General features: G+C 37.7%; 12 protein-coding genes. All 12 read right to left on the bottom strand.

Annotation, left to right across the window (positions count from 1 at the left end; translation table 11 throughout):
* Positions 1 to 5 precede the first annotated feature (5 nt).
* Positions 6 to 1,751, bottom strand: coding sequence for a rhamnan synthesis F family protein (locus HMPREF2704_RS01465; RefSeq protein ID WP_070845458.1), 1,746 nt, complete (start codon positions 1,749 to 1,751; stop codon positions 6 to 8).
* Position 1,752: 1 nt separating this feature from the next.
* Complete coding sequence (locus tag HMPREF2704_RS01460; RefSeq protein WP_070845457.1) at positions 1,753 to 3,102, bottom strand: glycosyltransferase; 1,350 nt, start codon at positions 3,100 to 3,102, stop codon at positions 1,753 to 1,755.
* Positions 3,103 to 3,114: 12 nt separating this feature from the next.
* Positions 3,115 to 4,338: an ABC transporter ATP-binding protein gene (locus HMPREF2704_RS01455; protein WP_070845456.1), complete on the bottom strand. Its 1,224-nt coding sequence runs from the start codon at positions 4,336 to 4,338 to the stop codon at positions 3,115 to 3,117.
* Positions 4,338 to 5,144, bottom strand: a complete 807-nt coding sequence (locus HMPREF2704_RS01450) for an ABC transporter permease (RefSeq protein ID WP_003003247.1) — start codon at positions 5,142 to 5,144, stop codon at positions 4,338 to 4,340. Before HMPREF2704_RS01450 ends, HMPREF2704_RS01455 begins: the two co-directional genes overlap by 1 nt.
* Positions 5,144 to 6,085, bottom strand: a complete 942-nt coding sequence (locus HMPREF2704_RS01445; RefSeq protein WP_070845455.1) for a glycosyltransferase family 2 protein — start codon at positions 6,083 to 6,085, stop codon at positions 5,144 to 5,146. Before HMPREF2704_RS01445 ends, HMPREF2704_RS01450 begins: the two co-directional genes overlap by 1 nt.
* Positions 6,082 to 7,230 carry a beta 1-4 rhamnosyltransferase Cps2T gene (cps2T, locus tag HMPREF2704_RS01440; RefSeq protein ID WP_061590795.1) on the bottom strand — a complete coding sequence of 383 codons (1,149 nt, stop codon included), beginning with the start codon at positions 7,228 to 7,230 and terminating at the stop codon, positions 6,082 to 6,084. Before cps2T ends, HMPREF2704_RS01445 begins: the two co-directional genes overlap by 4 nt.
* A gap of 107 nt (positions 7,231 to 7,337) precedes the next feature.
* Positions 7,338 to 8,189, bottom strand: coding sequence for a dTDP-4-dehydrorhamnose reductase (gene rfbD / locus HMPREF2704_RS01435; protein ID WP_061590794.1), 852 nt, complete (start codon positions 8,187 to 8,189; stop codon positions 7,338 to 7,340).
* A 65-nt stretch (positions 8,190 to 8,254) separates the two neighbouring features.
* Positions 8,255 to 9,181 (bottom strand): glycosyltransferase family 2 protein, encoded by a 927-nt coding sequence (locus HMPREF2704_RS01430; protein WP_061590793.1) that lies wholly within the window; start codon positions 9,179 to 9,181, stop codon positions 8,255 to 8,257.
* 56 nt (positions 9,182 to 9,237) lie between these two features.
* Complete coding sequence (locus tag HMPREF2704_RS01425; RefSeq protein ID WP_231065236.1) at positions 9,238 to 10,212, bottom strand: glycosyltransferase family 2 protein; 975 nt, start codon at positions 10,210 to 10,212, stop codon at positions 9,238 to 9,240.
* A 98-nt stretch (positions 10,213 to 10,310) separates the two neighbouring features.
* Positions 10,311 to 11,093, bottom strand: a complete 783-nt coding sequence (locus HMPREF2704_RS01420) for a glycosyltransferase family 2 protein (protein ID WP_049472004.1) — start codon at positions 11,091 to 11,093, stop codon at positions 10,311 to 10,313.
* Positions 11,077 to 12,354, bottom strand: a complete 1,278-nt coding sequence (locus HMPREF2704_RS01415; protein ID WP_070845479.1) for a lipopolysaccharide biosynthesis protein — start codon at positions 12,352 to 12,354, stop codon at positions 11,077 to 11,079. Before HMPREF2704_RS01415 ends, HMPREF2704_RS01420 begins: the two co-directional genes overlap by 17 nt.
* Positions 12,344 to 12,679 (bottom strand): DUF2304 domain-containing protein, encoded by a 336-nt coding sequence (locus tag HMPREF2704_RS01410; protein WP_049472006.1) that lies wholly within the window; start codon positions 12,677 to 12,679, stop codon positions 12,344 to 12,346. The genes HMPREF2704_RS01415 and HMPREF2704_RS01410 overlap by 11 nt, the downstream gene beginning before the upstream one ends.

The following is a 12,679-nucleotide window of genomic DNA, read 5'->3' as shown; positions in this document are numbered from 1 at the left end:
TTACTCTACTTTCTTTTTATCATTCTTTTTAGTATATATTTCACAGCTCTTGCAGGACCAATTACGATATACTTCAAGGCTCCTTTTATCCCCCCAATTTGATTAAAGTCCACAAAGGTATGGGGTTGAAGATCTTCACGATTGTTCAATTGCTTATTATCAATAAATGGTGTCAGAACATGTGGGTTTTGAGAGATCCTAAAGTCATACTTTTGATCCCAAGCAATGTAGATCAACAAACGTTCGATCGCATGCAATATCGAATTTTGAGGAAGAGGTTCTGCTGGAACATCTGCTGCTGTCAAATTCAAATCAAAGAGTGGTTTCAAAGCATCATATTTAAACCAAACAAAGGTCCCATAACTCATAACAAAAGTATTGAGATTTTTGAAATCAATTGTCTTGGTAGCTCCCATCCGTTCCCAGAGCTTATTCATCTCTGGTGAAATAAGAGCCTCATTCCAAGCAACCACTATTCGATTGTAACGGAAGAAAGTTGGAATATCTGCGATAGTGATTCCGACTTTTGGATTGGCTTCCATATTGGCTAGGATTTGATCAGCCGGTTTGACCAGCATCTCGATCAATTCTTTGCGCCAAGATTCACCTGCCCAGAAATCTGCTTCTTTGGATTTCTTGGTATGGAAATGGCCTACATAGTCATAACGAGAGAGTTGCTCTTTTAAGAGCAACATTGGCAACACATCTCGTCCAATATTTCCAGTCACCACAACCGTCGCATCTTGTGCTCGATTAGAAAGGATTTGTTCAATAGCCTGCTTCTTCTCTTCTACATCTGTCGTAATCCATAAGTCATAAGCGAAATGAAAAGCTTGGAAAGCATCTAGAAATTCTTCCAAGAGGTCCACATAAAAGACATGAAGATGAACCGCAACTTTTTTACCGAACTCTCCAGCTAATTCCTGGTTTTTCAAGTACTTACGAGACAAGAGATAAGGATAGTCCGGACGATCAATCATAGACATGTGGTTGAGGATCAAGTCTAATGGATAGTTCGATACACGCTCCAACTCGTCAAAAATATAAGGCATAATTCCTTCATTATTTGCAATGGTTTTGACTTTGATGAAAGGAACCTTATGATTGAGAATCGCTGTAGGATTATAGTAAGAAAAGTCTGGATAGAGCATTCCTATGGTGTCTTCATGAATGGTATCAAAGACCGTCTTATAGTGAAAACCATCATCCAAGAAGTTCGTTGTGACCTTGGTCTCGTAGTTATCGATCACATCCTGAACATTGGTAAAGTCTTGAACTCCCTGCCAAAATTCATGGAAAGTACTTGATTCAATAACCTGTTTTTTAAAGCTGAGATAATAACTCTGAATATGCTCGTTAAAATCCTTGTCTTTCCGGTAATTGGTCATTCCCCAGAAATCAACCTCATCATCATTCTCAAATTTTTGGTAGATTGGTTCTAGATCCCAAAGAGGTCCAAAGCAGGTATCATTCATGAGGGTAACCGAATCAAAATGAGCCAGTTGGTCAAAGCCAACTGTCTTCATTCCATCCCGCCAAGCCGCAAAGTCAAAGCCACTATTTTGGCGCTCTAGAATATCGTCTACCAGATGCTGTGCTACTAAATTAGACTTCACATCTTCTGGTAGTTGACTATTGGAGATAAAGACCACCCGTGAATACAAGGGACGAATGTTTTCTAATTGGTAAAGTACATGTCCACTAATAAAATTAAACTTATTATAGTGAACATATAAAAGTAAACGTTGCATATTATTTCCTTATTCTAAAGAATTTCAAGATCTTTGTTGGAATGGTCCAACGGCGAGAATGGATGACTGTATTATATGCTTCTTTCGTAGCTTGTAACTCTGCCTCAAGATTTTTCAAACTATTTTGACAATCTAACATTTCGGCAGCAAAAACTTTTCCAATATAATCCGGTGCAGAGGGATTATCTATAGAAATCATTTTATAGCTCAGTTGATACACACCTTCTTCTTCAACTTCATAAATCAATTGAGGATCTGGTTCACTAAAAAGAAACAAATTATCTGTAACGATACCATTACTATAAACTGGCGAGCAAACCTTTCCGTTAGAATCTCTCAATTCAACATCAGAGTAATAACTTGGACTTTCAGACAGATCAACTCGGATAACAGAAGTTCCCTTCGGAATTTCGATTGCCAGACTATCTTCTTTTTGAAGAAGTTTGGTCATGGTACGATCTTCCGAATAAGTATTTTCTTCGTCACCAAAATAAATTGTAACAGACTCCATTCCGATGTGTGAAAGAGAATCCATTGGTTTGGAAAGACGAATCTCATAAGTATTATTACGATCTAAAAGGATCTTCGTCATCTCTTTATAATCGGCATTTGGATATTTATCAAGATACTCAAGTTGTGTTTTCAACAACTTATGAAATCGGCGTTCTAGTTTTCTGAAATCAGTTGGACGAGAATCCGATCCTTGATTAATGGTATAAGCAACTGTCGCTTCATCCAGATAGGCTAAAGAAGTCCGTTGAAAGAGTTCCAATTGAAGGTTGAAAGTATCATCTGATGTTGTTAAGTCTAACTCTTGATTGACTTCTAACATCAGATCTCTATCAACTAGCCATGTAGAGGCCATGGTAAACCCTCTTGTTGCAAGCATCTTTTCATAGGTATCTGCTAATGGAATCGTATGTTTGGCAAAGCCGGCCTTAGAAACGAGGGTTCCTTGTTCATCATAAATATCAAAATCTGTATTGGACCATTTGCAATCAGGTTCACTTTCTAATAAATCAACCTGTTTCTGAAGTTTTAAAGGGTCTAACCAAAAATCATCTCCATCACAGCGGGCAATATACTTTCCACGTGCTTCTTTACAGATAGAGACCCAGGTTTTAGAAATTCCCTGATTCTCATCCTGATAAAAGGCACGAATCAGATCAGGGTAGTTGGCTTGATAATCATGAATGATAGAACGAGATCCATCGCTTGAAGCATCATCCACTAAGATAATCTCATAATCAAACTCTGTTTGTTGGGCTAAGAAGCTATCAATCGTCTTCTTTAGCCAGGGGTCTTTATTAAAAACCGTACAAATAATCGAAACAAAAGGCGTCGTTTCCATATTTCCCTCAGTCTAGTCAGTCATTGACCATGTTCCATTGCGTTGGATTAAGCCACTTGCCGAATCCATTGCTGATTTATCATCCAAAGCAATATCATCTCGATTGATAAAGATCAGTGGAGTCTGGGTGGCATCTGAAAAGGCCAACATCTGCCCTTCCTCATCCCTTACTGTCACTTCCAATTTCATTTTTAAGTCATTTACAGTTGGCAGTGAACAAGTATAATGAACTGTTTTATGTCCAGCTCCACTCATCAGTTGATTCATAGAATTATCATTGTAGATCCAAATGTTCCGATCAATATCCGTTAAAGACAGAGCGATATAGGTCCTGATATCTTCACGAACATCAAAATCAATCTGGAACTGAATAGGATCTTGAGGACGTAATTTGTTTGAGCTTAACAACTGAAGCTGAAAATTTTCTACCAAGACTTTTTCTTCCTGGTTGGAATTGCCTGCTCCATTAGCTTCTCCTCCCTGTTGCAAAGGAGCTGTATTATCAAAACTGTACTGATTGGCAACATTTTCTGGACTCCCTAAAGCCTTCACCAATCCATTTTCAATCAAAACAGCCTTGTTACAATATTTCTTGACGGCTCCCATATCATGGGTAACGAGGATCGTGGTTTTCCCTGATTTCTTGCGTTCTTGGAAGTAATCGTTACACTTGCGCTGGAAGGCTTCATCTCCTACTGCGAGGACCTCGTCCAAAATCAAGATATCCCCTTGGGCCTTAATGGCAACCGAAAAGGCCAGACGAACCTGCATGCCTGATGAGTAGTTCTTAAGCTTTTGGTTCATGAATTCATGCAACTCGGCAAAGTCTACGATATCATCATACATGGCATCAATTTCAGCTGTTGAGAAGCCTAGCATAGCCCCGTTCATATAGACATTTTCTCGACCTGTCAGTTCTGGGTTAAAGCCCACTCCAAGCTCGATAAAAGACACCAGTTTCCCATCAATAGTGACGGTACCTTTTTCTGGCACATAGATTTCAGAAATAATTTTCAAGAGAGTCGATTTTCCAGAACCATTTCTTCCGAGGATCCCGAAAAAGTCTCCTTTTTCTACTTCAAAAGAAATATCCTTAAGCACATGTTGTTCTTTGTATCCTTTGATTCCTTTGAAGCGATTGACCAGGGCAGTTCGAAGACTATTGGTTGCCTCTGTTGGCAACTTAAAGTACTTGCTGACATGGTCTACTTTTACTACAATTTGTTTATCTGTCATTAGAGAATCTCCGCAAATTTCTTAGCATGTTTGTTAAAGTAAGCAAAGCCAGCAACAAAAATAAGAATTGGTAAAACATAAGGAATCAAAACCAAGAACTTATTTTCCACCAAAAGCCAGACAGGGGTATTGGCCTTATCAATCAAGAAATAACGCATATCTTGAATAATTTGAGCCAAAGGATTCATCATGACCAACTTAGCAGCCCATGGATTGCGGTCTGCAATAAAGGTAATCGGATAGATAATTGGCGTCGCATACAGGCCGGCTTGCAGGAGTACTTCCCAGACTTGACCTAGGTCACGGAAACGAACAAAAAATGTCGCTAAGATCAATGCACATCCTGTCGCCATCAAGAACAACTCAAAGAATAGCGGAATCACCATCAAAGCTGTCCAAGAGAATGTCACCCCATTAAAGAATGAAAAAATTAAGACAACAACCAGGTTAATGACAAAGTTGATGGCTGCTCCTGAAATCGCAGACAAGACGATGATATGTTTGGAGAAATTCAACTTCCGCAATAGGTCGCCTCGACTAACGATCGACACCATCCCCATAGATGTGGCTTCTGAGAAGAAGCCCCAGATTACATTGGCCAACAAGAGGGCAACTGGGAAATGGGGCACATCTCCACCCAAGCGTAAGAATCGGATGAAGACAATATACATGATCGTAAAGGTCATCAGGGGCTTTAAAATCGACCAAAGATAACCGATTGCTGATCCTTGGTAACGTAATTTAAAGTCTGTTTTGATTAATTCTCTTAATAAAATTCGATTTTTCTGACTAAAAACGTCAAACATTATTTTTTACCTCGATATGCAAACTTTGTCAGAATCAAGCTGGTAAACACAACCGTATGAAAAGCCCGGTTCTTCCGGTAACCGTACTGACGAATCCGTCTCAAACGTTCTTTTAGTGAAACATCCATAATGGTGACAAAGTTTTCAATGATTTCTTTAGTTTGGGAACTGACAGGCAGATCCAATAGATTTTTTGCTTGTTCTTGACTGGACTCAATGAGATTCCAATATTTAGCAAAAAGAATATGAGGGCGAACCCAATTTTTAACCCGTTTTCTAAGGGTACGAGCCCCCAGAACATTGCTACTGTGCTGACGGTACAATTCTGTTGGCCGATCGATATAGATGAGCTTCCCAAATGCAGTTGCCAACAAGGCCAAATACCAATCATGCATAAGAAGTGCATGTTTTTCTTGACCCGTCCATAAGTCAGCCAGCGCGTGGTTAATCATGGCTACACCGCCAGTTACCGTATTTTCCGTCAACTCTTGAATCAATTCTGTATTGGCATGATCAGACTGGGTGCGAATCATACTCTCATGCTGAACATTCAAGTTTTCATCGACTACTTTTAAATCGGTGTAGACCAGCAAAGGCATTTCTTGAGGATGCTTCTCGGCTTCTGCTACTTGAAGAGCAATTTTTTCAGGAAGCCAGACATCATCTTGGTCACTGAAGCAATAAAGATCTGCTTTCTCGTATTTCAGAAGCGCATGGAAGCTCCTGATAACACCGAGATTTTCGATAGCTCCTTGATTGATAAAACGAATGCGCTCATCCTGGGCCACCAACTCTTGAATAATCTTCACCGTACCATCTGTCGACCCATCATCTCGGATCAAGAGTTGCCAGTCTTGATAAGTCTGGTCTTGGATACTTTTGACCTGCTCTTTTAGATACTGTTCACCATTATAGGTGGACAACAAGATATTTACTTTCATGATAAGAATAATTCCTCGTACTCACCTACAATTTTTTCCCAGGTAAAGTTTTGCTTCATATTGGCCTTGGCACGTTGACCCCATTCAGATACATCTTCTAAAGGATCGACCTGATCAATCAAATGCGCCAAATTTCCAGTTTCTTTAGTCCAATAGTGAGCTGTGTCCTTTGCAACCGTTTGGTTAAAGGAGACTCCTAAAACTAAATTCAGATCCGTGTGAGCAAGAGCCTCTAAGAGACCCGGATTGGTTCCGCCCACTTCATGACCATGGATATAGGCAAAGGCTTCTTTACGGATATACTTCAACAGGTCTTGGTCATAGACCGTTCCTACAAACTTGACGCGTGGATCCTGATCAAATCCAGTACAATCTCGGAGCTCCTCAAAATAAGGATTGCCTTCCTGGTTACAAATGATCACCAAATCCCTTTTGGTGGAAGAGGCCATAAATTCACGAATGGCGGTCTCGTAATTATTTTCTGGGACAAAACGGCCCAAAATTAGGTAATAGTTTTTCTCCTGAGTCTGCCACTTGTGATAGAATTCTCGGACCTTATTATCCTGACTACTTAGGCTGGTTGGAGACAAGTCCGTCCCATAGGCAATATAGGTCGTCTTGGACCAAGGATAGGCTTCCTTGATATAAGACTCAATACCCGGGTTGTCAGAAATCACCAAGTCAGCATGGCGCGTCATGATCTTTTCAGAATACTTGAGATAGGCTTGGATCGGCTTGGCCCACTTGGCCCGCTTCCACTCCAGTCCATCTGGATTGATATAAAATCGTCCGCCTATCTTATGGATCTTGCGCGCAAAAGGCGCCACAAAGGCTCCGATTGTATTGCCCAAGACGTAAAAAATCGGCTGTTCAATTCCTTGTTTCTTAATAAGCTTCAAGGCATAGTTGATGGCCATCATATCATAGGCGATGACACGCGCAGGCCCAAGCTTAGGGGCTTTAATGGTAAAACAATCGACACCCTTGTAGTCAAAATGTTGAAAAGCTTGATCATTAGAAAGGCAGGCAACATGGTACTGGATATCTGGAGACACTTGATACGAAACCAATTGGTCCACAAAAGTCTCAAAACCGCCATATTGAGCCGGAAGCCCACGACTTCCGATAATAAAAACATGTTGCATAGAGTTCCCTTTCAAATCATTTACAGTCTATTCAATTATACCATTTTCTAGGCTTTTTGCCTAATCCAAACAGAAAAGCGACCCTCAAGGGCCGCTTCAAATTTCTCTTATTTCACTTCTTGTTTATAAAATTCTTTCAAGGCATCTTGCCAAGTTGGAATAACGAATCCTGTAGCTTTCGCTTTTGCCAAACTCATTGTTGAGTTCAGTGGACGTTTCGCTTTAGCTGGGAATTGGCTAGAATCCACTGGTTTCACTTCTACATCCGTATCTTTGAGGATTTCAACTGCAAAGTCATACCAAGTTGTATCTTCTTTCGCATCATTTGACAAGTGGTAATAACCATATTCCTTACGGTTTTCAGCCAAATAAGTCATAAACTCTGCAAGAGTACGTGTCCAGGTTGGACGACCATGTTGATCATTAACGACCGTAAGTGTTTTGTGAGTCTTGGCAAGGTTTTGCATGGTGAAGACAAAGTTCTTACCGTAGTTCCCGAAGACCCAAGCTGTACGGATGATATAGAAATTGGAAACATGTTTCTCAACCAATTCTTCTCCCATACGTTTGGTACGACCGTACTCAGTTTGAGGATCTGGTTGATCGTCTACTTCCCATTCTTGTCCAACTGGTTTTTTACCGTCAAAAACGTAGTCGGTTGAGATATAGACCAAGGTTGCACCATGCTTTTCAGATGCCTTTGCTACATTTTCCGTACCAGTCACATTGATGGCATAGTCCAACTCTTTTCCTTCTTCTTCTGCCGCATCAACAGCTGTATAGGCAGCACAGTGATATACCAAGGTTGGTTTTACTTCCTCAAATACCTCGTCTACTTTCTCTGCATTTGTGATGTCCATTTCAGCTACATCAACAGCTACATATTCTTCATTTCGTTCATCTAACAAATGGCGAAGCTCCGTTCCAAGTTGACCATTTGCACCTGTAATTAAAATCATGTTACGTTCCTTTCGAATGCTTTTTCCTTATCATTATAGCAAAAAAAGCAGAAGTTTTCTGCTTTTTACTTACTTTTCTCTTTGATGACATAGATTGGACGTTTCTTGGTTTCCATGAATATCTTACCGATATATTTCCCTAAAATCCCAATGGTTAGTAATTGGAACCCTCCTAGGAAAAGAATCACTGTCATAAGGGATGGCCAACCTGAAGTAGGATCCCCAAAGACTAAGGTACGGATCACAATCAGAATCACCATGATAAAGGCCAAGATCCAAGATAAAAGTCCACCAATAAAGGCAATGTTTAATGGGGCATCCGAAAAATTGACAATCCCTTCAATCGAATACTTAAAGAGGGACCAAAAATTCCAAGACGTCTCTCCTGCTACGCGCTCTACATTTTTATATTCGAGGTATTCTGTCTCAAATCCTACCCAAGCAAAAATTCCTTTTGAGAAACGATTGTACTCCGATAACTCCATAATGGCATCGACCATGGGACGGCGCATCAAACGGAAATCACGCGCCCCGTCAACCATTTCCACTTGGCTAATATGATTGATCAATTTATAAAACATTCGCGCAAAGAAAGAGCGGATCGGTGGTTCCCCATCACGGGTTACGCGTCTCGTTCCGACACAGTCTAAATTCGGCTGTTCCTCCAACTTCTGCTTCATTTCGATCAATAACTCAGGAGGGTCCTGCAGATCTACATCCATGACGGTCACGTATTCACCACTAGCACGCTCAAGTCCAGCGTACAGCGCCGCCTCTTTCCCGAAATTTCGAGAAAAAGAAAGGTAGTGCACATTTGAATCTGTAACATGTAGCTTTTGAAGAACAGATAGCGTACCATCTGAAGAGCCATCATTTATAAAAATATATTCAAACTTTTCTCCCATCTTCATCCGAACACGTTCCATTTCTCGATAAAACAATGGAATCGATTCTTCTTCGTTAAAACATGGGACTACAACTGATATAACCATTCATTGCTCCTATTAACATCTGCTACTAACTTATCAGTAAACTGTATATCTTCTAACTACCCTTTACAATACAGTTTTGCAAACAGTTTTAATAAACCGAGCTTTTCAATCAAGTTCATTGTAAAGATAGCTAGTTTAACCATAAACCTCTCATCTCTAATTTCTCGATCAAAAACAGAAAGAGTGGACTTCATTCCATTTATCCTGATCCAATCATTAATTTCTTTATATTGACGTAAAAACTCTGCACTTGTAGAATGTCTCCCACCGTCCAATAACCAATAAAGAGTAAATTTTTTTATAAAAAATTTAATTAATTTAGTTTCAGAAAAATCTTTAGGGATAATCGCTGCAATTTTATCAAGTACATTCTTGATATCTAAATTTGGGTTAAATCCTTTATTTAATGTATTAGAGGCACTATTCTCATTATAAAACCAATTATATCCACAATATGGGATAGTTCTTATATTTTCAGATTTTGTATATACCGTTAAGCTGAATAACAAGTCCTCAGCCAGCGGAATATCTGGAAAAGAAAGTTCGTGATCTACTAAAAATTTTTTTCTATAGATGCGAGCACATGGTGAAATCGATCTATATTTCGACCATTTATCTTTACCCAATTGGATAGAAAATAGTTGTTTACCATCTTGGTTTACTCTCTGAAGACCACCAATAACTGCATCATCTATCCCACTTGATATTTCATCATAAAACACCTGCAAGTAATCTGGGTTTATATAATCATCACTATCGATAAACATGATGAATTCACCTTTTGCAAGCTTGATACCTTCATTTCTAGTATAGGCTGCACCTTTATTTTCTCGACTCAAAGTTCTAATATTTGGAGAAAATTGTTGGTATTCATTCAATATTTTAAACGAATTATCCTTTGAACCATCATCAATTGCAATAATTTCAAATGATTTAAAACTTTGATTCAAAACGGAATCTATACATCTTTTGAGATATAATTCTGCATTATATACTGGAATAATGACACTAATCTTAGGCGCTTCTTTCACAATCTTATCCTTTATATATTTTAATAGAACCCATAGTTTTTCAAATAATTAAGATATTCATACTTTTATATTGTTATCAAACCTCGAGCACGCAAACTTTAACCATTCGTATCCTGACTCTTTTTATAAAAACGATTTAAACATTTCGCTAATCCGTTTGGCCAAAAGAGTTTAAACATCATGTAATCTTCCTTTGTTCGAGTATTGTCACTAATGGTATTACTCGTTTCAGAGTCTTCATGAATACGATGGCACATTAATTTTTTTGGAACATATACAAATCTGCCATCAAATTTAGCCAAATGGTACCAGGCAAGCCAATCTAGACTAACTCTCCATTCCTCATCAAATCTAAAGCCCTTAACCAATTCTAAATTATAAGTTACAGCAGGGCAACAAATTGGATTTCCAAAAGCAAGAATCCGATTTCTCCACCACTTAGTTTTAGGGAATAATGAGATTGTTTTTAACATTAATGATTTGATTTTTAGATTTGAAGTCGGTTTAATGACCTCTCCGTTTTTTTCTTCAAAATAATCAGAATAAAGAATGATAGCATCTTGATGCTTCTTTATCCTCTCTTGAATTTCCATTAAATAGGTTGGCTCATAATAATCATCTTGATGGGCTATTGTAGCATATTGGGTAGTAACAAAAGATAAAGCATTATTCCAATCTTTTCCAATCCCGCCACCTACAGTTGTATTAAACGGAATGGCATATTTTTGGCAAATACTTTCGATAAATACACTTGGAGTAGAAGTATACAAAATGATATTACTTTTTACGGTTTGGCTTAATAACGAGTTTATACAATCCTCTAAAAAAGGACTATCCCCATAAGCACAGATTACAAATGTATGATCATTCCACTGATTCATATTTTTGAATCTCCTTCCTTCTCATAATTACAAAGACAATCCAACTAGCAATGGTGTAAAACAACATAACAATAACAAAACTAAGCCCTGCTCCAAACAAGCCAAACTCCCTCATCACTATAGGCGTAAGAATATTCGTCAATAACGCCATTGCGACATAAACATAGAGTAGATAGACTTGTTTCCTCAATATAATTAAAAAATCACCTATGACAGAAGCTATAGAATATAAAAAGCCGGAAAGCACTAAAATAGTAAGTAATAAACTATAATTTGATAAATCAATACCACTTATAATATTTAAAATAGGAACCCCTATCAAATAGGCTAGTATTGATACAACCAGTCCCAAAATCATAAGTAATAATAAAATCTTACGAATCATAGCATTAAATGTATAAAATCTTTTTTCTGACCATTGTTTTGCCAAATCGGTTATTAACGGTCTCAGTGCTAATACAAATAAACTCATAAAGAAAACAGGCATGAATAGAATACTGAAATCCCTTTGAGCACCTTCACGTAATACGCCCTCTACTAGCAATTTATCAATCACTTGTTTTGGATAATTCAATACATATACCAATAAAAAGCCGTTGACAAACAATGGAAGGCAAGTTTTCATGATGCTAATTGATTGCTTAAATGTAGCAGATGAAATCTGATTAAAAGGTATCGTTCTTATTTGTTTGGATTGGATGTAATCACCCCCAAAAACAAAAAGAACATTAAAAAAACATAAACAAATTAAAGAAAAAATTAAAGAATTTGAAAGTAACAAACTAATTAGGAGAATGATTGTGCTTAAACTATAACGAAGCACCATTAATTTCCCTGCAATATCTAAACGTTCATGTTGTTGAAATAATCCTTGGAATAAATCAGAAAAAGCATCACATGAACGATAAATAACTGTTAGAATGATAATTAAAAATAAATCCCCTTTTCCAACATTATTTCCACTAAAAAATAAATACGGAAATAGTGAAACTAACATTAAACAAACTGTAATAACCCTAGTTAGCCAATATTCCAAATACGAGTACGTTTCTTTCAAATCAGTCGCCTGATAATTTCTAACTTGAAAAATACCAATTACAACCCATAGGTTTCCAATTGCATAAGCCAAACTAAAATTATCAGCATCACTTGCGGAAGTATAACGAGAGACAATAATCAAATACAATATTGAGACTGCAGCTGCTGCTATATTTCCTGCAAAATTCCAAAAATAAATACTCCTATTTACTTTATTGTTCATTTTCATTCTCACTTCTTAATAAAGCAATCGTTTGTGACAATTTCTTAATCTGTACTGATTGTTTTGATACAGTACGAGTTAATGAAAAAATTAAAAATATTAATAAAAATGTACTTAATAAAAAAATAAAGTTACTTAGTGTCTGAATACCAAGAAATAAAGATATTGCTCCAATCAAATTAGGAAACCAAATGACTGGCAACGATAGCAAACAAAGAATGAGCCAAGAAATGACATTTCTCAGTTCAACGACTTTCTTTGCAACTAGGCGTAGAATATAAACGATAAAAATAATTACAATAAGGGTTAACCAAATATTTAACAT

Origin of the sequence: Streptococcus sp. HMSC076C09, from assembly GCF_001837905.1 — a bacterium.
Taxonomy (GTDB): Bacteria; Bacillota; Bacilli; order Lactobacillales; family Streptococcaceae; genus Streptococcus; species Streptococcus parasanguinis_I.
This window is presented reverse-complemented; position numbering and strand designations above follow the sequence as displayed.